Raw genomic sequence first — 26323 nt, 5'->3', positions numbered from 1 at the left:
CTTCAAGGGCAGGTTCGGTTGCGTTGAAATTCAGTGTCCAGGTGATCGACCAGCCGTTCGAGGGTCGGGCAGTCGAACAGAAGTGTGTGTTGCAGTGGCAGGCCGAAGATGTCGCACAGGTCGCCGCGCAGTTCGAGGGCCAAAAGGGAATCAAGTCCGAGATCGGCCAGGGGCAAATCCGGCTCAATGTCGAAATGCTCCGCGAGTTCGAGAACAACCAAGCTCCGTTCGCGGACAATCTCCATGATTTTTTCACGGCGGTCTTCAGAAGACGCACCGGGTTCAAGCAGCGGACCGGCGGTTTTCGGTGTGTCTGATTGGGTCGTGCCAGCCAATGAGACGGATTTCGGGTTGGAAGCCGGCGTGCGAGCGACGAGGTTCGACACAAGATTTCTGCGCCAGTCCGGCTGGCCCTCAGCATAGAGGTCCCAATCCACATCCATGACCCATGTCTCGGCGTGAGCGGTGCCCGCGGCAGCCAGGTCCAGCGTTTCGAAGAGGTCCTGAGGGGCAAGGCTTTTGACGCCAAGTTGCTGCCAGCGTTCAAACCAGCGGTCGCTCTGGCGTGTGGCCATGCCGAGATCCGACCATCCACCCCAATTGAGGCTGGTGGCTTTCAAACCGGCTGCCCGCGCATGCGCCGCCAGTGACCCCAGAAAGGCGTTCGCGGCCGAGTAATTGCCGAGCCCTGAAGGATTGAGCAACCCTGCCGATGATCCGCAAAAAATCAGAAACGCGTCGGGACAGGCGGACAGCACGCGGTAGGCCTCCCAGCCGCCGACGATTTTCGCGCCAAGGGCGGCTTCAAATCCACGCCAGTCCTGCGACATCAAAAGCCGGTCTGAAAAGATACCGGCCGCATGAACGATACCGGCGGGTTTTCGTGAAATCAGGTCATCGGCGAAACGCGCGGCGGCATCCGGATCTGCAAAGTCTACGGATTCCATCGTAACGGTGAGACCGTGGTCCTGAAGTTTCCGGCATCGTTGCGCTGCGGCTTCGGAACCGCGTCCTCTCTGGGCCAGAAGCAATCGCCTGGCCCCCCGGTTCGCAAGCCATTCCGCGGTGAGCAGGCCAATGGCTCCCGTGCCGCCCGTGACGACAAAAAGGGCCTCCGGGTCCAGGTCCGGTTTCGGGGTGGTTCCAGCGGGTTCTAGGCGGATGCGGGCGCCATGGCGTTTCGCGCCGGTGACAGCCGTGCGCGCCTCTTGCCTGGGCGAGCGAAGTTCACGAAGCACCACATTGGCAACCGAGGGCACTGTTGCAGGGTGGATATCGGGACAGCGCACATCCCAATCCTGGTGTTCCGCGGCGATGGTTTCGGCAAGTCCGGCGAGGCCCGCCTGGAGCGGGTCCGCGGGGGCGGCAGACATTATAGGCCGCGTTGCACCAGCGGTCGGTATGACCAGCAAAGGCGCGGGGCCGGGACGTCCGGCGAGAACTTGAATGGTCTTGAGCAAACCCGGAACGGCCTTTCGGAACTGGTCGACAAGGTGCTGGGCTCCAGCGCCCTCTTGCACACGCGGCGCCAGGAACCGCAGATCCACAATCCCGAGAGGGAGATCGTCTCGCAGATTGTTCAATGTTGCGGTCTCAAGTGACGTAACTTGGGTGACATTAGGGCTGATGGCGGTCAAGGCTTTGGCGGTATGATGCCGCAAGGCGCCGTCTTTCCCGATGACCAGCCAATGCCGTTTCAGGAGGAGGGCAGCCTGCTCAGGCGGTGTATTTGCGCAAATGACGGCATTTTGAAGCGTGTCCGACAGGCTCTTCTCCGTTGGCAGAAGCCGGATGTCCTCAAACCCTTGCGTTTGCAACACCCCCGTCCAGCTTTCTCCGGAGAGCAGCGGATGGTCCTTGCGCAGTGCGATGTCGGCATAGTTCCACCAATCGCGTGTCAGACCGAAGGTCAGATCCACCAGTGGATTGGCAGCGACGGCCTCGCAAAGAAGCAACAGTCCGCCAGGGGCAAGAAGGTTGCGCACATGGGTGAGGCTCTGGGCGATGTCCGGTGTGGCGTGCAGAACATTGGCGCAAATGATCACGTCATAAGCCGCGCCGGAGAACCCTTGTGTGTCCGGAGACGCGCTGATGTCCAGCCGTTGGAAGACAGGCGATGAATGATCTGAAAATCTTTTATCAGCGAATCGTAGCAAGGTCTGTGAGATATCGGTGATGGTGTAGCTGCCACCTGTGGCCTCGATGAGCGGCAGGATCTCCGCCGTGGTTCCGCCCGTTCCAGCGCCGATTTCCAGGACCTTGAGCGGGGCTGCGCCGATACGTTCGCGCAACAGTCCCTTGATCACACCGGCTGCGATGCCGTTCATCACCTTGGCAATGCCGGACGCGGAGAAAACGTCGGCGACGTCATTGGCAGTCCCGTCCGGAAACAGCAGGTCCAACGCCTGCCGCTTGCCCAGCAGCACGTCGGCGATAAAGGGACCCGTCCGCTCGATCATGTCGAGTTCCGGGGCGATGGCGGGAACGTCTCGGCGCACGATTTCAAGCGCCTTGATCAAATCAAAATCCAGTGTGGCGGGACTGTTGTTCGGGCCGTCTTGCCGGAGACAACCGCTGCGCCGGGCAATTGTGAAAAGGCAATGCAGCAGCCGGCGTTCGTGGCGTTCGAACTGATGCCTGTCGGCGAGAAACGATGGTTCCGGGATCGTCTGGCCCTGCGACAGCTTCTGCAGGGTCACCAGCGAGTAATGGCCGCAAATCTTTTCAATCAGATCCGCGTGATGATCATAGTCGCTGAGCCGCTGCGTTTCCGCTTCTTCCGCGGCGGCCATATTAGTGCGGCGAACCGTATCACCTGACACTTTGCAAGGCGCAGCTGTCTCGACCCAGTCGAGATAGTAAAGCTTGCGGTTCTCCGTTGAGATGCTCGGTGCGCTGTTGTTCGCGGCTTTCTCCGGTGTGTCCTTGCGAAGGGGCGGCCACCAATGACTTGCGCGTTGCCAGGCATAACTGGGCAAATCGACCCATTGGCCGCCTTCCGGATTGAAGGGCACGACCGATGACAAGGCACCGGCATTGAAGAGTTCCGAACCGGCAATCGCAAGTGCTCTCCGGTCCGGCACACCGCGCCTGAGCGTCGCGACCGCAACCGCCTTGCGGCCGGATAGGCGCATGCAATCGCGCAGATCACCGGTGAGAACGGCGGTTGGCGACACTTCCAGAAAGGTTTTGAAACCGTCGCTCAGCGCCGCTTCGGCTGCCATGTCGAAGCGCAAGGTGGCACAGGCGCTCCTCTGCCAGTAATCCCTGGTCAGATCGTCCGGGGTAAGACGGGCTCCCGTCACGCAGGAATAGACAGGAACTCTGGGAGCGGACCATCTGGTTTCTGTCGTGCCAAATAACTGCTCAAGATTTCGCGAAGCTTCGGTCATTGCCGGATGGTGAAAGCAGTAGGCAATACCGGTGTCGATGCACAAGTGGCCCTTGCTCTCAAGTGTCTGAGCCAGGCTGGTGAGGCTTTCCGCTGGACCGGACAAGATGGTGGTTTCCGGCCCGTTGACAGCAGCGACGGCGATGTCCGGTGTTTTACCGGCGATCAATCGGCGCAAGTCGTCGACCGGCATGCGGACCGCCACCATTTTGCCCGGCGGGGCCGTGGACAGGCGCTGCGCCCGCTGTGAGCAGAGACGGACGGCGGTTTCCTCCTCCAGCATTCCGGACAGGACCATGGCCGACAGTTCGCCTGCGCTGTAGCCGATCAGGCCCGACAGCTCGATGCCGCGTGCCATCAGGCATTCCGCCATTGCAATCTGCACCGTGAAGAGGGCGGGCTGCGCATAGCGCGCGTCCTGAAGCTTGGCGCCATTGCCGGAACTGGCAAGGAGTTTGGCGACCGACCAATCGCAATAAGTGGCGAATTCTGCGTCCAGCCTTGTGACAGCGCGGTCAAAGACAGGGTCCTTGCCGAGGAGCCCTTGCGCCATTCCAGCACATTGCGCCCCGTGACCCGGCAAAACAAAAACAACATCGCGATCTGCGGCGGTGACCCTTTTAGGGGTTTGTCCATTTGCCAGCGCTTGCCTGGCACGGTTTAGACCGGCCCGAAGTTGGGCTTTTGTTTCGGCAACCACGGAGGTTCTGTAGGCATGGGCCATTCGGCCCCCGGCAGCTGTCCCTGCAAGACTTTCCAGGGGGACGGTGTCGTGCGCGTGGCTGTCACAGAACCGGATATGGCTCTCCAATTGATTGGCAAGCGCGTTCGCAGTTTTTCCAGAGATCGGGAAAATGATGCATTGAGAATTGGTTGCGCCGGAAAGTTCACTTTTTGATTCTGCCGGTGCTGCCCCAACGACAATATGCGCATTGGTGCCGCCGAGACTGAAGGCACTGACACCGATCAGATGGTCACGATCAAGCCTGACAGGCTCCGTGGCGGGTATGACCGTCGTTTGCCGGGAAAAAAGATCGTTCGCTTCCCCTTCAAGCGGATGCGCCGTGACCTTGCCCCGATCGAGCGACAGACACGCGCGCAGCAACCCTGCCGCGCCGGCTGCGGCTTCCAGATGTCCGAGCTGAGCCTTGACCGATCCGATGGGGACCGGGATTTCGGAACTGCGCAGAGATTTATAGGCGTGGCATGCTCCCTCGATTTCGAAGGCGTCGCCGAGTTCCGTGGCGGTGCCATGAGCCTCGAGATAGGCGATCTTGTTCGCGTCGATACCGTTTTGTCCGGCCGCGCGCATAATGACATCTTTTTGCGCGTCCGGATTGGGCGTCGTCAGCGAACTGGCCTGTCCGTCATGGTTGACCGCCGTTGCCTGGATCCGGGCAATTTCCCGGCCTCCCGGCAATGGATTGTCTGTGCTTCTGCGCAAGACCAAAACCACACCACCTTCCGCCATCACGGTTCCGTTTGCGTGTTTGGAAAATGTCTCGCAGCGTCCGGTTTTTGCGGCCGGGATCGAGCTTGCCGAAGAGGCGGCGACCTCCGCCGACAGGATCAGGTTGACACCGCCGACTAGCGCAAGGTCGCATTCTTTCGAGCGCAAGGCGTTGACTGCCAGATGAACCGCCACAAGCGAGGAAGAACAGGTCGTATCTATGGCCAGGGACGGGCCGCGAAGATCGAGAAAATGAGACAGGCGGTTGGCGGCGAAGACAGGGCCGCCGCCGGACGCGGAATGCACGTCGGGCGGGCAAGAGGCAGCTTCGGGAAGCCAGGCGTAGTCCGACCCATAAAGACCTAAAAAGACGCCGACGGACTGGCCGGCCAGGCTGTCGGTGGGCACGGCGGCGTCTTCAAGCGCGGATATGGCCAATTCGAGAAACAGTCTGTGCTGCGGGTCCATCCGCATGGCTTCGCGGGGGGAAATGCCGAAATACTCTGCATCGAACAGATCAACGCCGGACAGGTAATTGGCGGGCGGCGCCCCTGATGGGCTGGCAAGCGCAGAAGAGGAAAACCGGTCGGGCCCGGGGGGAGAAGCGGTGAGCCGCCGGCCACTCTCAAGAAACTGCCAGTAGTCCTGCGGTGTTGAAATTCCGCCCGGCAGCCTGCAGGCGGCACCGACAACGGAAACGGGCGAATTGCCGGCGTCAAGCGAGATATGTTTCATAGCGTTGCTCCACCTCTTGCCGGGCTTTGTCCTGTCGTGATGTGTCTGGTTCCGCAAGGTCCACCAGCGCCTGTGTCAGGCGCGACACGGTCGGAAAACTCCAGATCAGGGAGGTCGGGATCAGCAGTGCCAGGGTGGACTCCAGGCGTGACCTCAATTCCAGCGCCATCAGCGAGTTCAGGTTCATTTCGCTGAACGGTTGGTCTTCCGCGATATCCGGCACCTCAAAGCCGATGACTGCCGCCAGTTCTGTCTGTAGCCGGGAACGCACGGCGCGGCGGGCATCAACAGGGTTGGTCCAGTCGATTGGATCCGGCGTTCCGACAACCGGCAGTTTTCGATGCGAAGTGGCATCAACAAGGATCGGCGGCACCGAGAGGGATGGAAACCGCTTGAGCCAGCGGCCCGCTTCGAACCGGAAAGCCTGGTAAGTGCCCGGTCCGGTCGTCAGGACCTCGTTCAGGGCCGCGCTGCCCTCGTCGACTGAAATAGGTTGAAATCCCATCGTCTCGTGGGTCCGGTTGCGGTCCCGGGCCTCAGGATGTTCCCAGGGACCCCACTCCACGACGCTTGCAGGAATGCCCTCGGCACGAAGCCATGCCGCCAATTCGGTCAAGGCGGCAGAGGCAGCGCCATGGGCGCCCAGGCCGGGCGCTCCGAGCCGTCCGGCCATGGAGGAATACAACACGAAATGCTTCAACTGATGACCCGATACCGCCTGTGCAATGTGCCAGGCCGTCAACGGTTTGATCGCCATGACAGAACGGAGCGCTTCGTGGTCAAAGGGATTGACCGGCCCTTCAACAACACGGCCGGCAAGATGAAACACGCCGCTGAGCGGCGCCTGGCTGGAAGAGGCAAAGGCCCTGAGTGGTTCAAGCGTATCGCCGCAATCCAGATCGAGAAGCATCAAGGAGACACGCAGGCCCAAATTGCGCAGGCTGGCCAGTTTCTCCTGGAAGTGGCCGGTTGGCTCTGTGTGCGCCACAATCAGCAATTCACTCACGCCTGATCCGGCAAGCCAATCCAGCAGGCCGGTGCCAATCTGTCCGCTGACACCCGTCAGCAGATATGCTCCCTGAAGCTGCGACAGACCCGTGGTTCCTGGCGGCATCGGCTTGAGACGCGGAACCTGCCAGCGGCCGTCCCGCCAGCGCGCTTCAGGCTCCGGAGGCAACCCTTTGCTGAGATCAGGCTGCGACTGGACGCGCTTTTCCGGAACAAGCAGGGTGGCGGGCGTGAGTTCGGACAATTCGACCTCAAGTGTTCGCATGAAACCCAGCAAGACCCCGCGCATCATGGCATTGCCCGCCGTGTCCTGGTCCGGCTCACTCAGCACCAGGGTGAGCCGCGGTTTTTCGGCGCCAGTCCTTTTCGACAGGTTGGCCGCGAAGCTGGAAAGCGCCGCGCAATATGCCGCCGCCGTTTCCGGGACATCTTCGGCCGGCAGCTTCGTCCAACTCGGCGTAATGACGAGATAATGGCCTGTGGCTTGTAAGGGCTCATCATGTGGCGTCTGAAGAGATGGGGAAACCATCTCCAAGCCTTCCGACCAGCCCGGCAGGTCCGACGAGGTCCCCAAATGAACCCATTGCGTTTGCCGGACCGGGGAAGGCGCGTCCTGCCTGGATCCGTCACGCCAGCCGACCTGGTAGAGCCACCCCTTTTCTGTTTCAGCCTCTGCAACGGTTTTCGTTGTTACGCCCTTCAGGGTGCAGATCACCTGACGGCTGCCGCCGATCACGGCAATGTCGGCCTCCGAGCCGCCGCGTGTTGCTTCAAGGTCGTAGAGGCAATGGCCGGCGTCGAGGGCGGCATGGAAGTCCAGTCGATTGATACCCGCAGGCACCGTTAGGCCTTCGCCGCGGCACCGGGGCTCAGCGGCCAGTGTTTGAAAGGCCATGTCGATCAGTGCATAGGGCAGGCGGCCTTGCTGGCGCGGGCAGCTCGCCTGGACGGCAATCACGTCCTCGTAAATGGCCGCACGTTCAATCCGTTTGAGGTCGGGGCCAAGGAAAAGCCCTTGCCGTTCGAGGCCGTAATAGATCGCCTCGGCTTCCAGAATGTCCTCAAACTGACCGTTTGGCCACGGCGCTGGCGGCAGGGCGGGCAGGTCATCAAATGAGAGCTTGCCGGAAGCCGCCACGCTCCAGCTCTTTTGAACCGCGGACGAAGATCCGGCTCCACGGTAAAGGCAAAAGGTCCATTGGCCGTCCGTTCTTAGGAGCTGCATCTGCAGGGGGACCGCCTCCTCGACAGTCGCGAGGATGGAGTCGATAAAGGCAATATCTTCAAGAGCGGTGCAGGACGCCCCTTCGGCGAGGTCAGCGCATGTGATCGCCATTTCCAGGATGGCGGCCGCGGGCAAGACGGCTTGACCGTTGACCCTGTGGTTCCGCGCTATATCGCAGTTGGCAGAAAACGCACCTTCAAAAACAACACAGCTTGTGTCTCCGGCGAGGAAGGTTGGCGGCCCGAGCAAGAGCGCAGCGGCGGGATGCTGCACCTTCGCGGGCAGGGTCTCGGGCTGACGGCCGGTTGGATCAATCCAATGCCGTTTCCTGAGAAACGGCGTTTTCGGGATATCGATATGGCGTGTTCTGGTTGCGTTTTCCATGTTGGAAACGGGATTTGCGAGCTTGTTGGGAATGAAGGTCGCAAGGGTGGCAAGGCGGGTGAGGTGCGGTGTGTCCGCGCTTGCGCTCTGGCGCAGGGTGAGGGAGGCGCCTTCGGCTCTGGCGATGGCATCGAGCGTGTGCACGGATTGAGATCTCGACGCGATTTCCAGAAAGTCGGTGTGCCCGGACTTGATCAGACGGGTGAGGGCGGCACCAAGGTCGACAGGCTTTGCCAGATTGCCGGCCCAATAGGCGGCGCTGAAGTCGGGGATACGATCCGTGCCGGTCCATCCGCTGGTCGTGGCCTGGAAGGGAATGTCCGGCGGGCTTGCGGCCGCAGCGGGCTGGGCGGCAATTATCCGGGCGGCGTCTTCGACGGCCTTGCCATGGCTGGCGATGCCGCCGCAGGCGATCGGGCGAAGCTGAAGTCCAGTTTCCGCCAGTGAGGCCTCGAGCTGTTGCATGGCAGGGCTCTGACCGGCAATGACCGTGCTTTCGGGGCCGGCCCTGACGGCGATCCAGAGGGCCTGGCTGTCCAGTGCGCCGGGCTGAGTGCGGTTGATCAGGTCTTCGGTTCCGGCAGCGTCTCTTGCGATCACGGCCATGGCCCCATGGGACGGGGTTTGTTCCAGAGCCCTGGCCCGGTTGGCGGCGGTCTGCGCGGCGCCTTCCAGGCCGAACACACCGGCCGCCTCGGCGGCGGCAATCTCGCCGACACTGACGCCGAGCACGGCAGCGGGTTTAAGACCATGCGCGCGCCAGAAGGCAGTCTGCGCGCATTGCCAGGCGACATGGGCGAGCAGCGCGGGCGCGGGCCGGGCAAGGGCCGCGTGCATCTCCTCCGGATCGCCGGTGCCGAAGAGAAGCTCGGCGATCAGGCCGGGCTGCAGGTCGTCAGGCAGGGCCGCCAGGAAAGTCTCCAGGGCGGGTCCGGAACCGGCAGCGTGCCGCAGGCTGGCCGCCATGCCCGCGCTCTGGCCGCCCTGGCCGGAAAAGATCCAGACCGGCGCTTTGCCCTCCTGGCCGAAGGCAACGCTTCTCGGTGTGCGGGGCAGCGGCTGCACCCCGGGCAGGGAAGCCGGGCCTGACCCACTTGCGGATTTGGCACCCGCATCAGTGTCGGCAAATGCGGCCAGCGCACCAGCCCAGTCTTGAGGGCTCTGACCAGCAAGGGCAAGGCGGTAGGGGCCTTCGGAGCGCCGGTTGAGGGCGGCGGCGGCGATCTCCTGCGGCTTGTGATCCCGGCCCGGTCCGGCAAGCCAGCGGCTCCAGCGCTGTGCCAGAGGCTTCAGGCCGTCCTGGGTGCGGCTGGAGAGAACCAGCAGAGCCGGACCGGTCTCATGATCCGGTCTCCGATCCTGTGTGTCCTCAGATGCGGTCTTATCTGGTGCGGGGCCGATGATGACATGGGCGTTGGTGCCGCCGATGCCGAGGGAATTGATACCGCCGAAGGGCTGACGCGCGGGCCAGGGGCGGGCGCGTGTGTTGACGTGGAAGGGGCTTGCTGCGAAATCGATCTCCGGATTCGGGGTCTGGAAATTGAGGCTCGCCGGGACAATGCCGTTGGCGCGGGCCAGCACCAGTTTGATCAGCCCGGCAATGCCCGCGGCCGCGTCCAGATGGCCGATATTGCCCTTGACCGAGCCGAGGGCAATGTTGCGGGCGCCGCCTGCATTGTGGAAGGCCTCGCTCAAGGCGGCAATCTCGATCGGATCGCCAAGCGGGGTGCCGGTGCCATGGGCCTCCAGCGCGCCGATCTTATCGGCGGGCACACCGGAGACCGACAGGGCGGCGGCGACGGTGCGGGCCTGACCGGCGACGGAGGGCGCGGTGAAGCCGGGTTTGGCGGCGCCGTCATTGCCGACCGCCGAGCCCTTGATGACGGCATAGATGCGGTCTCCGTCCGCAAGAGCGGCATCCAGCGGGCGCAGCACGACCAGGCCGCCGCCGGAGCCAAAGAGCGTGCCGTCGGCGCGCGCATCGAAGGGCCGGCAGACACCGGAGCGCGAGGAATAGCCGCCCGCCTGCCACAGATACCCCGTGCGGTGGGGGACCTGCAGCGCGACACCACCGGCGAGCGCCGCATCGCATTCGCCCAGAAGCAAGGACTGGACTGCAAGGTGAACCGCAACCAGCGAGGACGAGCACGCCGTTTGAACCGTCAGCGACGGGCCCTCAAGTCCCAGAACATAACTCAACCGCGTCGAGATATAATCACGGTCCGTGGCCAGCAGTCCTTCGACATAAGACGGGCTGCCGAACCAATCCGGTGATCTTTGTGCGACGTGGAACAACCAGTAATTGGGCGTTCCCGCGCAGGCGAAGATTCCCGTCTCGCGGAACCGGTCCGGCGGGCAGCCGGCGTCCTCGAGCGCTTCCCAGGCAAGTTCAAGCAACAGCCGATGCTGCGGGTCCGTCGTGGCGGCTTCCCTGGGTGTAATGCGAAAGAACTCGGCATCGAACTCCTCAATGCCGGAGATCGGCCCGCCGCGCCGCACATAGGCTCTATCCTCGAGCAGACTCGGCGAAACGCCCTCTGCAAGCAACTCGTCTTCCGACAAGTCGCGCAGCCCCGTTCGTCCCTCCAGCAGGAGCTGTTTGTAACCGTCAATATTTTCGGCGCCGGGAAAACGGCCCGCCAGACCAACAACGGCAATATCGGTGGAGGTGCTCATTGCCGCGCCCTGGTCTGTTGCAGGCGCCGCCGCCGTGCCGTGCCACGTGCCGTTCCGGCCGGACTGCTTCCAGGACCCAGCAAACGATCCGCGAGGGCCGCAATCGTTGGTGTGGAGAACAACTCGGTGATCGGAATATCGAAGCCGGCATCCAGCAGGCGGACATGCAGGCGCACGAGATCGGCGGAAAACACCCCAAGCTCGGCAAAACTCGTGCTCGCCGGCCAATCGCCCGGTCCGATGATATCCGTCAACGCGGCTTGCAGGTCTTCGGGCACCGGCAGCGGGTCCATCGGCCCCGTGTCCAGAGAGGACGCGCTTTCGGCCTCCTCCAGGCAATATCTGGCGAGCGCGTCGATATCCGGTTTTCCGTTCGCCGTCAGCGGAAACTGGTCCAGGAACAGGAGCGGAGCTGGACGCATGTGGGGCGGCAAGAGCCGTTCTATTTCCGTTTGCGCAGTTTTTTTCTGCTCGGGTGACCAGCAGGTTGAACGCTGCCAGGTCTGCCGCCGGCTGTCTCCTGGGCGCGCGCCGATCAACAGGGCGTGAACCAGCGGCTGATCTTTTGTGTGCAGGTCGTCCGGCAACGTCAGACCACCGAGCGGGCAGGAGGAAAGGTCAAGAGCTGCGCAGGCGGATTGCGCTAGTTGTCCGATATATCCGGCTTCAAGCAGTGCAAGATCGCGCGAGGCGCCTGCATAGTCCGGATAAAGGCGTGAAAGATCCGCCCTGATCAGGACGACGATCGCCGCGTCTTTGAAAAGAGCGTTGTTGCGCGGCGCGACCGCGTCCTTATCGAAGGGGAAGGCCGGGCCGACGCGTTTGAGCTGCCGCGTGCCGGCCTCTATTTGGTAAAGGCCTTCATCGAGCGTTTCGACACGCCCGCTGCGCACCAAGATCTCCAGGTTCAAGGCGTATTTCGCCCCTGCGGAGGGATGCAGCCGGTGCCATGTTCCATCGGCCTTCGATACATCGCAGAAGGCCGAACAGAAGGCGGCGATTTTTTCCCTTGAAACCGGGGCCGGGGAGAAAGCAAGAGCGCTTTCCCGATCGTGGAACGGGGCCGGGGGAAGGGCCGCCGGGTCGGGCAGGTCTATTCGATCCGATGGCAGATCTGGTGTCCCGGAGCGCGCTGTCAGGGCTGCAGCCAGACGTGTTTGACCTGAGGAAGAGGGCAGAAGAAAGGCGACCGCGCGCGCGGCATGATCGAGGCGGCGCAGTCTGGCTTCGACATCTCCCAGTTCCACTCTTTGACCGCGCAATTTCACCATACGGTCGGCGCGTCCCATTATTTCGATCAACCCGTCTGGCCGAAACCGTCCGAGGTCACTCGACTTGAATAGGGCTGGCGGGCCGATGCTACCACTCTGGAAACGGCGGCGGTCCTCTTCGCTGCCGCCGAAATAACCGGATGACAGACCCGCCCCCCCGATCCAGATCGTCCCTGTCACCCAGTCGGGACAGTCCGAGCCGTCGGTGTGGCGCACATGATATTGCGCGTTTGTCATCGGCCGTCCGTAGGGAAGAACGTCCCAGCCTTCCGGGCATGCCGCATCGGGGAAGGCGATGTCCCAGACGGTCGTTTCCGTTGGTCCGCCGAGCGAGTGAACGCGTGTGTTCGGGGCCAATCCTCGCAGCTTGTCCGGAAGAGTTGAGGGCACGAGATCGCCGGAGAGAAACACGTGCCGCAGTCTGTCGAGGCAGCTTCCGAGGCGGTGGCCGGGAAGGGCGGTGAGCATTTCCATGAAGGCGGGGACGGAATTCCAGAGGGTCACTTTTTCGGAACCCATCAGGTCGGCCCAGACCGCCGGGTCGCAGCGGCCGCCGCGCGCTTCCGGCGGCAGCACCAGGCCGCCTCCAGCAGCCACAAGACAGCCGAAGATGTCGAAAACAGACAGGTCGTGATGCAGCGCGCTGATGGCAATGGCACGGTCATTCCGGTTGAGGCCAAAGCGCTGCCTGACGTCCTCCATCCGGTTGACGACCGATCGGTGGCTGATGGGAACACCCTTCGGCTCGCCGGTCGAACCGGACGTGAACAATATGTATGCGGTTTCGCTTTTGGGCGCGTTGGCGGCGAGCGGAGCGGTTGAGCGTTCGCCGCAGTCCACTTCGATCAGACCGTTGTCACCAAGGAGTAGCGGCTGGTGTTTTTCAGGTCCTGTGATAACGGCGACCGTGCCTGTCAAATCAAGGATTTCGCTCAGGCGGTCTTGGGGTGTTGCCGGATCGACGGCCAGATAGGGCCGGCCGCTCAAAAGGATTGCGAGGACAGAAAGAACCTGCTCGCGTGATTTGGGAAGCCAGACAAGCACCGGTCCATCCGGGGGCTGACTGAGCCGGTCGGACAGGGCGCTGGCGAGCGCCCGGGCACCGGTGGCCAATTCCTCAAAGGTCACGGTGCCGGCATTGTCAATGAGGGCGGCCGCGCCTGGCCGGGCCGCGGCGGTCTGGAGGAACAGGTCTTCAAGACGAATGTCAGGTATCGCGGATGTATGAGCGTTCAATCGCTCGCGCATGTTCTTTTGATCGGCCGGGAGCGGTACAGCCTGGGTTGAGAGCCAGCTGTCCGGAGTTTCGGCGAGATCTTCAAGCTGTTCCGCCAGAGTTGAAAACATGGCGTCCGTGACGCCGGGGGCAAAAGCAGCGTCCACGCTGTCCCAGCTCAGGTGCAAGGTTTGGTCTTTTGCCAAGACCTGCTGATCGATCAGCACTTGCGGGGTTTGCGTCACTTCGTGCACCACCCGGCCAAGGCCCTCAAGCGCGCGGTAACCGGATGTGCCGAGCGCACTTGTATAGACGAAGGGAGCGAGAAAAGGCGAGCCGGCTTGCGCGGTGGCTCGGGCCTGAAGCGCGCTGATGCCCCGGCTGGACGGGTCTTCAAGCGCCAACCAGAGGGCATCCCGGTGCCGCCGGGCACGGTCGGCAAAAGAACACGGCTCACGAAGATCGATATCGACCAGAACGAAATCTGTGAAATCGCCCGCTATGTGTGCGATTTCCGGAGGGTGTTCCGGCCTGTTTTGAATGGTCACGTTCAGGAGAAAGCGGGGCTCGCTGTTCCAGGCGCGCAGAATATCGGCGTAGACGGCCAGCAGGGCATCGCTTGCGGTGAGGCCGTGATGGCTGGCTTGCGCGCGAAATTTTTGCCATTGCGCCGGTGCCAGCCGATGGTTTCGCCGATGAAACCGCATGTCCAGTGCCTGGTGGCCTGGCGCTGGCGGCAAGTGCGGCGGGTCCGGCAATGGGGTTGTGGCGCTGGTGTCCGTTGGCAGAGACTGGCGGTTGCCAAAACCTGACAGGGCGCAATCCCGGAAGGACAGGTCCGGCATTGGCTCAAGGTTTTCGCCCTTGTAAAGCGCCAGCCAATCTTGCGCGATGATTTCGCTGCTTGCCAGATCCGTGTGGGTGGCGTCTTCGCTGAGCACCAGCCGGGTGATGTCCTCGCTCAGCCGCAACGCCCGGATGTCGAACGGAGGCCATTGGCTGAGGTTGAAGACCTGATGTGACAGCTCTTTTCGAATGGCAAGAAGATGCACTTCGCGTTCCACGGCCGATAGGCCACGCAAATCCTCGTACCGGATGCGGTAAACCGGGACGTCCGCCAGAATGTGGGCGGTCCCGTCGGCATTGACAACACAGCGCAGCATGTCATGGCGGCGGACGACGTCATTCCAGGCCCGTTCAAGCCGGGGCAGGTCAAGACCGGTGCAGTCGAGCTCGAAATAGCCGTGAATTCCGACGCCGCCGAGCGGAAAGCCCGGGTCGCGTCCAAGCCAGTAGGCGCGCTGGATATCGGTCAGCGGAAACGGCTCGTGCCGGGTGGCGGTGTCTGCGCGTATCTCCACCCCGTCCAGCAATCGGTTCCGGCGCCGCAAGAGGTCTTTCAACAGCTTCCGGCGGCTGTCGGGGCTGTCACTCATCATTTTTGACATCGGAAGCGGAGAATTCACCTGGCGGCTCCTTCCGTTGTCAGCAGGCGGGCGAGCATCGCCTCGACTTCGGCGTCGTCCATCGTGTCGATGTCCAGCTCGTCGATGCCTGTTTCAATCTGTTTCACCGGTGGTTCGTTGTGTTCAAGAAGCGCGGCGATGGCGGCCAGGTTCGGCGCGGCGATCAAGTCCCTGGGCGGCAAGACGATGCCAAGCTCCTGGGCAATCTCGTTTCTGAACTCCAGGACGGCGAGAGAATCCAGTCCCATTCCCGCGAGGCTCCGGTCCGCCGGCAGCGTGTCTGCCGAAACACGCAGGCGCCGGGCCAGCATGTGAGCGAGTTCCTTGCAAGGATCATCGACCTCTCGTCTGACGCTCCGGCCTGACGGGGAAATAGGAGCCCAGGCCGGGAATTTATCAATGGCGACATCAGCCGCCAGGATGTGACCTGCGGCGCCGCTGCCTAGAACCTGCCCGATCCGCTTAAGGCCCGTTTCGGTCGTCAGGGTCTCGTAGAGCCCATGATTTTCCCACTTTTCGGACGGAGACCCAGCATAGATCCAAGGGCCAAAAGCGATACTGATGCCGGGCAAACCATCCCGGCGGCGGTTTTCCGCCAATGCGTCGACGGCGGCACAGGCAGCGGCATAATTGGCCTGACCGCGTGCGCCGAGCGTGCCGGTCACAGAGGAAAACAGCAGAAAATGATCGAGCGGGAGATCCCGGCTCAAGGCATCCAGAACGCGCGCGCCGTCAATTTTGGGACCAAGGGCGGTCTGGAAGGCATCCTTCGTCATGCCGGCCGCCACCCCGTCTTTCAGGGAAAGAGCCCCGTGAACAATGCCGGCAAGGTCCGGAAGACCAGAAAGCACAGCCTGCATCCCGGTCTGGTCCCTTACGTCTGCCACGACGGTCTCGACCGTGCCGTCCCGAGGACAGAGCTCGGCAATGCGCGCCTGCGCATCGGCATGCAGTCTCGGACCGCAGAGCACGATCCGCTCAGCGCCGGCCTTAAGCAGAAACCGCGCGAGATGCGGGCCAAGACCGCCAAAGCCACCCGTCACCAGATAACTTCCGCGGGCCTTGAAGGGACTGCTGCCATTAGCGAACCGTCGCTCCAGCCTGGGAAGATAGAGGACCCCGTCACGCAAAGCGGATTGGGCCGGCAATGAAGGCCCGAGGCGCGCCAGAAGGCCGGCGGCGGAGCCTTCCATATCCTTCGCGTCAAGATCGATGAGACTTGGAGCGAGTTCCGGGTGCTCTGCCATAATGCTTCGGACCGCGCCCCAAAGGGCCGCCTGATCCGGGTCGGATCTTTCCGTGTCTTTGATCGCGACCGCGCCCAAAGTGGCCACGACAAGTTTGGGCGGGTCGCTCCGGCTGGTCAGCGCTTCAAGGTGTGCGGTGAAGCGGGCGCAAATATCAGCTGCCGAACCTCCCTCGAGGGCGGAGACGTCAATTAGGATCTGTGCATCTGGTGTCCCGCGTTCTGGCGGCTGCGGCGATTGTCTCAAAACAGCTGCTGCGTGCGAACGTCCGGTTACCTCGAAAGCCGGGCGCGGCGCGTTGTCTGGTGTTTCTGGCTCGGCATGCCAATGGAGTGTCCGGAAGGGCGAGCCGTTCGATGTGAGTCTGATCGGTTCAAAGGTCAGTCCGAGCAGTTGTCCGATGAGCCGGCCGGATGGGTTGAACAGGGAGACATTCCGGCTGACCGGCGCACCGGCCTCGGATTTTGCCGCCGCGTCGACGCGGCAAGTGGCGACCTCGGCGTTGCTTTGGCACCAGAAAGTTTCGGCACCTACCGGGTATCCGGAACACAAATTTATGGGGTCATCGCCGGATTGGAAGGCGGCGGCAACGATTGCGGCATCGATCTCGGAAGGCCAGGGCGCTTTGCCGGCCGGATATTTGGAGCGCAGCCGACCAACAAGCGTTCCACCGGGACGCCGCTCAAGCCGCGTCAGCCGCTGATAGTCGCCGCCGAAGGTCAGGCCCACCTTGTCCAGCGCGTTCTGGATCCATCCGTTGTCAAAGACCGCTTGTGTTCCGCCTGCCAACGGATCGGATAAGACGCTGTGAACATGTGCCGGTACCGGCCCGGTTCTGGCGGAGGCGATGCGCTGCCAGGGAGCGCCGTCTTTTGATGGGCGGGCAAAGATTTCAATACGGCCGTCTTTTTGAAGGACGGTCTGGAGCGTTGTCTCCTGGTCTGTCAGGCTAAGCGGGGCCTCCTGATGGACATCGTGCAGAGCCTTGCCGGGCACAGCGCTTTGCAAAATGGACAGGATGGCGCTGAAGGGCAACAGGGGTTCGCCGTCCACAATATGATCGCGCAGCCAGGCCGTGTTCCGGCTGACACGGGTTTCGAACACCCGGGCGGTGAGCGCGGGGCTGTCCAGTTGCCGGCCTGCCAGCGTGTCATTTAAGGGCCGTGGCTCTTCCTTGAATGCCGGGGTGTCATCGAGCCAGAAGCGCCGGTTTTGCCGCGGCGTTTTCGGGATATCGATATGGCGTGTTCTGGTTGCGTTTTCCATGTTGGAAACGGGATTTGCGAGCTTGTTGGGAATGAAGGTCGCAAGGGTGGCAAGGCGGGTGAGGTGCGGTGTGTCCGCGCTTGCGCTCTGGCGCAGGGTGAGGGAGGCGCCTTCGGCTCTGGCGATGGCATCGAGCGTGTGCACGGATTGAGATCTCGACGCGATTTCCAGAAAGTCGGTGTGCCCGGACTTGATCAGACGGGTGAGGGCGGCACCAAGGTCGACAGGCTTTGCCAGATTGCCGGCCCAATAGGCGGCGCTGAAGTCGGGGATACGATCCGTGCCGGTCCATCCGCTGGTCGTGGCCTGGAAGGGAATGTCCGGCGGGCTTGCGGCCGCAGCGGGCTGGGCGGCAATTATCCGGGCGGCGTCTTCGACGGCCTTGCCATGGCTGGCGATGCCGCCGCAGGCGATCGGGCGAAGCTGAAGTCCAGTTTCCGCCAGTGAGGCCTCGAGCTGTTGCATGGCAGGGCTCTGACCGGCAATGACCGTGCTTTCGGGGCCGGCCCTGACGGCGATCCAGAGGGCCTGGCTGTCCAGTGCGCCGGGCTGAGTGCGGTTGATCAGGTCTTCGGTTCCGGCAGCGTCTCTTGCGATCACGGCCATGGCCCCATGGGACGGGGTTTGTTCCAGAGCCCTGGCCCGGTTGGCGGCGGTCTGCGCGGCGCCTTCCAGGCCGAACACACCGGCCGCCTCGGCGGCGGCAATCTCGCCGACACTGACGCCGAGCACGGCAGCGGGTTTAAGACCATGCGCGCGCCAGAAGGCAGTCTGCGCGCATTGCCAGGCGACATGGGCGAGCAGCGCGGGCGCGGGCCGGGCAAGGGCCGCGTGCATCTCCTCCGGATCGCCGGTGCCGAAGAGAAGCTCGGCGATCAGGCCGGGCTGCAGGTCGTCAGGCAGGGCCGCCAGGAAAGTCTCCAGGGCGGGTCCGGAACCGGCAGCGTGCCGCAGGCTGGCCGCCATGCCCGCGCTCTGGCCGCCCTGGCCGGAAAAGATCCAGACCGGCGCTTTGCCCTCCTGGCCGAAGGCAACGCTTCTCGGTGTGCGGGGCAGCGGCTGCACCCCGGGCAGGGAAGCCGGGCCTGACCCACTTGCGGATTTGGCACCCGCATCAGTGTCGGCAAATGCGGCCAGCGCACCAGCCCAGTCTTGAGGGCTCTGACCAGCAAGGGCAAGGCGGTAGGGGCCTTCGGAGCGCCGGTTGAGGGCGGCGGCGGCGATCTCCTGCGGCTTGTGATCCCGGCCCGGTCCGGCAAGCCAGCGGCTCCAGCGCTGTGCCAGAGGCTTCAGGCCGTCCTGGGTGCGGCTGGAGAGAACCAGCAGAGCCGGACCGGTCTCATGATCCGGTCTCCGATCCTGTGTGTCCTCAGATGCGGTCTTATCTGGTGCGGGGCCGATGATGACATGGGCGTTGGTGCCGCCGATGCCGAGGGAATTGATACCGCCGAAGGGCTGACGCGCGGGCCAGGGGCGGGCGCGTGTGTTGACGTGGAAGGGGCTTGCTGCGAAATCGATCTCCGGATTCGGGGTCTGGAAATTGAGGCTCGCCGGGACAATGCCGTTGGCGCGGGCCAGCACCAGTTTGATCAGCCCGGCAATGCCCGCGGCCGCGTCCAGATGGCCGATATTGCCCTTGACCGAGCCGAGGGCAATGTTGCGGGCGCCGCCTGCATTGTGGAAGGCCTCGCTCAAGGCGGCAATCTCGATCGGATCGCCAAGCGGGGTGCCGGTGCCATGGGCCTCCAGCGCGCCGATCTTATCGGCGGGCACACCGGAGACCGACAGGGCGGCGGCGACGGTGCGGGCCTGACCGGCGACGGAGGGCGCGGTGAAGCCGGGTTTGGCGGCGCCGTCATTGCCGACCGCCGAGCCCTTGATGACGGCATAGATGCGGTCTCCGTCCGCAAGAGCGGCATCCAGCGGGCGCAGCACGACCAGGCCGCCGCCGGAGCCAAAGAGCGTGCCGTCGGCGCGCGCATCGAAGGGCCGGCAGACACCGGAGCGCGAGGAATAGCCGCCCGCCTGCCACAGATACCCCGTGCGGTGGGGGACCTGCAGCGCGACACCACCGGCGAGCGCCGCATCGCATTCGCCCAGAAGCAAGGACTGGACTGCAAGGTGAACCGCAACCAGCGAGGACGAGCACGCCGTTTGAACCGTCAGCGACGGGCCCTCAAGTCCCAGAACATAACTCAACCGCGTCGAGACATAATCACGGTCCGTGGCTACTCTCAGCGCCATGCCTTCCGCGACTTCGCTGGCGGTCTCGATGCGCCGGCGGGCCAGATAAGCGCTTTCGTTGCACCCGGCAAAGACACCGGTATTCGGCAGCTGTCGGGGAGGCAGACCAGCGTCTTCGAGAGCTTCCCAGGCGAGATCCAGCAAGATCCTATGCTGTGGGTCCATCCGCTCGGCCTCAAAAGCCGGTACGCCGAAAAACTCGGGATCAAAGTCCTCCAGACCCGGCGCGATCGGGCGGGCGGGGACATAGTCGGGGTGATCCGGATCGGTTCTCTCTTGCTCGGCCGCGTGCAGCCCGCCGGTATCAAACCGTGTGACACCGTCCTTCCCATGCGCCAACAGCGACCAGAAGTCTTCCGCCGCACCTGCGCCTGGCATGCGGCAAGCCAATCCGACAATTGCGATGTCGCGCCCTCGCGGACTGGGGTGGTGTGATCGGAAGGGAACAGAAGGCCGAGGCAAATCCTGGCGCGCCATGCGCTCCGCCAATGCCGCTGGCGATGGATGGGCAAAGAATTCGGAAATAGGCACGGTTATCCGGCAGGCGGTGCGCAGATGGTCCCGCAGCCGCAAAAGGTCGAGCGATGTCAGACCGAGTTCGAAGAAACTTGTCGTTGAGGTGAGGCCCGCCGTCGCACCCAGGTGCCTGCATTCGGCCAGAATGACAGACAGCAGGTCCTGATCGCTTTTGCGGACGCCGGTTTCCGAAGGTGGCTTTCCAGATGTCAAAAGCGCCGTCAGGTCTCTCTTTCCGTTTTCCGTCAACGGGATCTCGTCGATCAGATGCACGTTCACCCGTGCCATATTGGCGGGCAGCCATGCGTTGAGACGGTCTTCGACGTCCCTTTCGAGAGTGACAGCCGGTTGCCCACGTGGTTTGACCGCAACATCCAACCCGGTTGTCTGGCCGCCTTCCTTTTGAGGGCTCACGATTGCCGCGGCCACGTCCGGGTGGCTTGCCGCAACCGCTTCGATTTCTGCGGGTTCGAGGCGGTGGCCCAGCAACTTGATCTGCCGGTCCTCCCGCCCAAGCAGTTCGAGCGTGCCGTCTGGATGGCGCCGGGCTATGTCGCCGGTCCGGTAGAGCCGCTCACCGGTTTTCGGGTGACGGATAAAGGCGCGGTCCGTCAGAGCGGGCTGCTTCCAATAACCCTCGGCAAGGGCGGCTCCGCCGATGAACAAAGGACCGGCGACAAGGTCAGGGCGGGGGCAAAGGGCCTGGTCGAGGACCAAGGCAGACTGATGTTCCAGAGCCTTTCCATAGGGGATACTGTTCCAGCCCGGTCCTGGGTCGTCCGCCTCAATATCATGCCAAACGGACCAGATGCCGGCTTCGGTGGCCCCGCCGAGACTGATGACACGCAGCGGTCCGGCGCTTAACGCGCGCAAGCGGCCCGGCAGGGCTCTCGGGATCCAGTCGCCGCTCAAGAGCACGGCCCGCAGCGAAGTGGGCAATGTCATACGGTTCGCTTCGAGATAGCTTGCCAGCGCCTCCATCGCGAGCGGAGCCGAATTCCAGATCGTGACCTTGTGATCGGTCAGAAACGCGGCCAGATTCGATGGGCTCTTTAGTGTGGCATCGTCTGGCAGCGCAAGGCAGGTGCCGGTTTTCTGGCAGGCAAAGATATCGAAAACGGAGAGGTCAAAGGCCAAGTTTGAAATCGCCGCGATTGTGTCGTCTGCCGTTAAATCAAGGCGGTTGATGACGGCCTCAATCGTTGTCGCCGCAGCGCCGTGCGACATGGCGACACCCTTCGGGGTTCCGGTGGAGCCGGACGTGTAAATCACATAGGCAAGGTCTGACGGTGTGATCTGGTCGGTTGCCTGCGGAGCCAGGTCGGCGGCCTTGCCGGACGTCCTCAAAGCATCCACTTCGATCCGGCCGCTGCTCACCTTGACGAGAAGTCTGGCGCCGGCATCGTTCAGCACAGCCTGGCGGCGCTGGTCCGGCCAGTTTGTATCCATGGGAAGATAAGCCGCGCCAGTCGCCACAACGGCCAGAACCGCGATGATCTGCTCCGCGCCTTTGGGGGCAAGGATTGCAACCAGGTCGCCCTTGCCGGCACCGAGTGTCTTCAGGCAAAGGGTGAGTTCTTGAATGGAATCCCCTAGTTTTGCTGAAGAAAAGGAGGCTGCTGGGGTGACAAGGTCCGCCTGACCATCCGTCCTGAGAACACCTGGCTGAACGGCCTTGCCGTCGCTCGTGCTTGTCAACTCCTTGATTGAAGGTGCGAAGTTTTCCGGGGAAAGAGGGGCGGTCCAATCGCTGTCTTCATCGGAAATCAGCTCAAGCGCCTTGGAATAGGCTGTAAACATCTTCCCGATCAATCCGTCGGGAAACGCGCCGTCCACCACATCCCAATTGTAATGCAGGGCTCCGAGGAGTTCGCCGGTGTGATGGTCGATCAGAACCTGAGGCGTCTGAACGTGGCCGTTCGCGGCGAACGGTCCCCAACCAAGCAACGCTGCCTCAGCAACATCAAGTTCGTATCCCAAAAGGCTGGTGAAAATGACGGGCAGCAATCCGGTTTCACCAAAACGCGCCCGCGAGGCGTCCGGCCGGCGCGCCTGGGTTAGGGCCCGCCACACCTGTGTTTGTGTGTCCCGGATCCGCTCGTGGAAGGCTTTCGGTTTCCTCAGGTCGAAGGGAACCACGGCTGCAAAACTCCTGTCGCCGACAGAAGGGGCACCCGTCATCGGCGTGGAACCGGGCATGTTGAGCGAAAAGTGCGGCGTTTCGCTCCAATGGGCGAGGACCAGAGCGTAGAGAGACGAAAGGACGGCGGTTGGCGTCACGTTGTAGCGCGCCGCCCTGGTTTTAATTGTCAGCCAGCGTGAACGAGACAGAAATCCTTGCCGGCGGCAAAAGGAACCGGGCACAATGGAAGGGGTACCAGAACGCCTAGGCAGGGCCGGTGCCGGTGGAAGGGGTATGATTTCCGCAATAGTCTTTTGGTCAGTCAGAATTGGCGAGGGTGCATCTGCACTGACCGGCGCTGCCGTGTCTCTCGAAGCGCTGTCGCCATTATAGAGACCGAGCAACTCACGGGAGAGCGCCTGCAGCGTTGCAAAATCGCCAAGCAGCAGATCGAAGAAGCCGAACAGACGTGTTTTGCCTTTGGGCAGACGCGCCAGCGCGAAGCGGAAAAGAGGCGCGGAGGTTGGCGCCGTTTCCAGGCTTGCCACTTGCAGGCGGAGCTTCTCCTCCTGGTGAGCAAGCGTGGCGTCGCGCAAGCCGCTCAAATCCTCTATGGTCAACACCGGAGAGGGCCCCTGCCGGGTTCGCCGGCCGTCCCTGTCTACGCCACAGAGCAACCAGTCGTGGCGTGCCAGCAGCCGGTCGACGGCCGCCTGCGCGCGGGGTAAATCGAATGCGGGCAGAACGGCTTCGAAACAGATACCCGCGGCAAATCCACCGAGTTCAACTTCCGGATCCCGCGCAAACAGATAGGCCAATTGAAGACCCGAAAGAGTGGACGCTTCGGTGCTTTGAAGATCGGCTTCGGGCAAGCGCGGCAATTCGGGGATGATGGCCGCGATGTCTCTGGCCGTTCGTTTGTCAACCAGTAGGTCGAAGCCAAACGCGCGGCCGAAACTGGCAGTAAGGCGGTCAAGCAGCAGTCCCGCCCTCAGGCTGTCACCGCCCAGCTCGATGAAATCGGCGGTGACCGGAACGTGATCCAGTTGCAGCACATCTGCGATAATGTTCGCAACCGCTTGCTCCTCCGCCGAAACCTTCGAACACTCCGCGTCACCAAGGTCAGGATCTGGCAGTGCCGCACGGTCCAGCTTGCCGGAGGAGGTGCGGGGAAGTTCTGTCAGAATAACCCATCGTTGCGGCCGCAGTCCGGCCGGCAGATGGGCGGCTGTGAAGCTGTTCAGTTGGTCGTAAGACAAATGCGTGGCAGGTGTTTCTCCGCAGACATAGGCAGTCAGGAAAGGTGGTCCCTGCGGCGGCTGGAAGTGACGAACCGCGGCGGCGCCGACCCCTTCACAAGCCAAGAGCGCGGTCTCGATCTCCCCCGGTTCGACGCGCCGTCCGCGCACCAGCATCTGGTCGTCCATTCGGCCAAGAAAGTGGAGCGTGCCCGTCTCGTCGCGCCTGACCCGGTCTCCTGTCCGGTAGATCGCACCTGCTTCGCCTTGAGGGAATGGCGCCAACCGGCCGTCTGTCAGATAGCCGTCGGCAACACATGGCGCCGAGACGATCAGCTCTCCTGTGCCCGCGCCTTCGATCGTGCCGCCGTCCTTGTCGCGCAGTTCAACCGTTGAAGGATCAATCGGCCTGCCGATCGGCACGCGCTCCCCGGCTTGGGAAACAGGCGGAGACAGACTGAATTCGGTGACCACATGGGTTTCGCAAGGACCGTATTGATTGACCAGATGGGTGTCGGGAAGGCGGTCAAACAGGCGCCGGATGGCCGGTGTTAGAGTCAAGGCTTCACCCGCCGAAGTGATTTCCTTCAAGTTCAGGGGCAGATGACCTTCCCGATCAGCGGCCAAGGCGAGGGTCTGGAGTTGCGATGGCGTCATAAACAGTCGTGTGGCATCGCAAGCCGCGGCCGCCCGAAGCATGAGGGCCGGCCGACGCCTCGTGTCCTCAGCGCACAAAACCAGGCGCCCGCCGGCATTGAGCGTGACGAACACTTCCTGGAAAAAGACATCAAAGCCAGGCGCCGCGCATTGCAGGACCACAGGAGGTGGTGCGTCAACATACCGGTCTTGCTCGTGGCGCAGCAGCGGAGCAAGCGCCCGATGGGGCATGCGTACGCATTTCGGCCTGCCGGTCGATCCGGATGTGGCAACAAGATAGGCCGCATCCGATGGATCGGGCACAGGAAGGCTGCAAGATGTATTCGAGGTAAGTGAAAAGGGGTCGAGCTGGAGCCGTCTTTCGGTGCTTGAACTCGTTGAGAGCTGATCGCAGAGGATCGCCGTCACGCCGGCCTGCAGGCAAATGTCTCTGTGGCGCTCTCCGGGATCGGCCGGGTCAAGAACAATTGATGGGATACCGGCGCGGACCAGCGCCACGAGCGTCACCACCAGCGCTTTCCTGTCCTCAAAATGCAGGGCCACAGGCGATCCGGGTGCAATTTCCTTTTGCCCAGTCCAGTCCCATAGGGCGCGGCAACGGTCTTCGAGGTCGGCGTAAGTAAGCCTTTCCTCCCGGTCGACCAGAGCGACCCTGGACGCGTCGGTTTGCGCCAAACGGCGTAGTCCGGAGTCGATCAGATCGGTCAAAACGCCGCTCCTGCAACTGAGCGTTCGCCCCGCCCAACAGGCGCAGCTGCGAACAAGTATCTGGCCATGGGAAAAGCGTAGTCAGCGGCCCGCAGGCGGGCTTATTCGAGATTGCAGTCACATTGGTGTGTGCGCGCAATCCTGAAGAAGACTACTGCAATGGTGCGGCTTCAGACTGTAAAACAGACTAAAACTGGTTATCGAGCCTGCGTCATGACGACTGCCGAACGGATAATAAAATCCGGGTCCTCCGACAAAGACCGCGGATTTGATCCCTTTTCTTCGGATTTTCGAGCGGACCCCTATGCCGCCTATCAAGACTGGCGCCGGAAAGGGGCCGTGAACTGGGGAGCGGCGCCGGACCAGATGGGGCCGGGGTGCTGGTATGTCTTTGGTCACGCGGAGGCTAAGACCGTTCTCGCCGATCCGAATTTTGCCGCTGATCCGCTTTCTGCTGCGCCGGAAGGATTACCGGCGCCACCTCCGGAGTATTTGCCGCTCTATGACATGCTCGGCCGGTGGTTCATTTTCAGGGACGCTCCGTTCCACACCCGCATGCGCCAGTGTGTGGCCGGCGCCTTTTCAAGCAATGCCATTCAGGACTTTAAACCTCTCATCGAACGGACGGCACAAGACCTGGCGATCGCCATCGCAGCGAAACCTCGGGCAGACCTGATGCAGGATCTCGCGCTGGCTTTGCCCCGCAAAATCATCGGCCATATCCTCGGCTTGCCTGACAAGGACATGCCGCGGCTGGTTCGCTGGTCCGCGGCCTTGCTTGAAGGTTTGGATTTCTGCACGGCCGAAACGTTTGACGCCACGCGCAGAAACGGCGCACTGACCGCACGGGAAATGTCCGAGTATCTCGATGGTGTACTTGAGGGAAAGCACGGCGGAACCCCTGATGGGCTGATCGCACAGCTTTCCAAGGGGGCCTTGAACAATCCAGTCCCGCGGGACGATCTGCTTGCAACCCTCGCGCTGCTGGTCTTCGCCGGCCACGAAACCACCGTCAACCTGATTGGCAACGGCCTTCAGGCTTTGCTCACCCATCGGGATCAATTTGCCCGTCTGAAGGACACTCCCGGGTTGATCGGGCCGGCGATTGAAGAATTCGCCAGGTTCAATTCGCCCTCGCAGATCACCTTCCGGTTTACCAGGGAAACAACATTGCTCGGCGGCAAGGTGATCGAGCAAGGCAGCCCGGTGGGTGTGGTGATCGGTTCGGCAAACCATGACGAAGCCGTCTTCGACAACCCCGGGCGCTTCGACATTGCCCGCGCGCCCAATCCTCACATTTCTTTCGGTCATGGTGTTCACGCCTGCCTTGGGGTTACGCTGGCACGGGCCGAAGTGCGGTCCGCGGTCGAAGCGCTTTTGAGGCATTGCCCAGATCTTGTTCTGGCCTCTGACCAGCCGGTCTGGTCGGGCAGCATTGGTCTCAGAGGATTGAAGTGTTTGCCTGTTGAAACGGGCAGTGCTCCAGACTCGCGAAGGAGATGA

Annotated in this window: 5 protein-coding genes; 1 reads left to right on the top strand and 4 read right to left on the bottom strand. The window is 62.7% G+C overall.

The window, feature by feature from the left end; translation table 11 throughout:
- Positions 1-2 precede the first annotated feature (2 nt).
- Genes FIV00_RS16700 through FIV00_RS16685 form a run of 4 tightly spaced genes read right to left on the bottom strand, consistent with a single transcriptional unit; the run spans position 3 to position 24820 of the window.
- Entirely contained in the window at positions 3-5576 is a 5574-nt protein-coding gene (locus FIV00_RS16700; protein ID WP_152501802.1) for a type I polyketide synthase, read from the bottom strand.
- Complete coding sequence (locus tag FIV00_RS16695; RefSeq protein WP_152501801.1) at positions 5557-10869, bottom strand: type I polyketide synthase; 5313 nt, start codon at positions 10867-10869, stop codon at positions 5557-5559. The genes FIV00_RS16700 and FIV00_RS16695 overlap by 20 nt, the downstream gene beginning before the upstream one ends.
- Positions 10866-14822 carry a non-ribosomal peptide synthetase gene (locus FIV00_RS16690; RefSeq protein ID WP_152501800.1) on the bottom strand — a complete coding sequence of 1319 codons (3957 nt, stop codon included), beginning with the start codon at positions 14820-14822 and terminating at the stop codon, positions 10866-10868. Before FIV00_RS16690 ends, FIV00_RS16695 begins: the two co-directional genes overlap by 4 nt.
- Complete coding sequence (locus tag FIV00_RS16685) at positions 14819-24820, bottom strand: polyketide synthase (RefSeq protein WP_152501799.1); 10002 nt, start codon at positions 24818-24820, stop codon at positions 14819-14821. The genes FIV00_RS16690 and FIV00_RS16685 overlap by 4 nt, the downstream gene beginning before the upstream one ends.
- 213 nt (positions 24821-25033) lie before the next feature.
- Between FIV00_RS16685 and FIV00_RS16680 the strand changes: the two genes are divergently transcribed.
- Positions 25034-26323, top strand: coding sequence for a cytochrome P450 (locus FIV00_RS16680; protein WP_173006024.1), 1290 nt, complete (start codon positions 25034-25036; stop codon positions 26321-26323).

Source organism: Labrenzia sp. THAF82, from assembly GCF_009363435.1.
Lineage (GTDB): Bacteria > Pseudomonadota > Alphaproteobacteria > Rhizobiales > Stappiaceae > Roseibium > Roseibium porphyridii.
The sequence above is the reverse complement of the archived record's forward strand: the minus strand, read 5'-3'. Positions and strand labels throughout refer to the sequence as shown.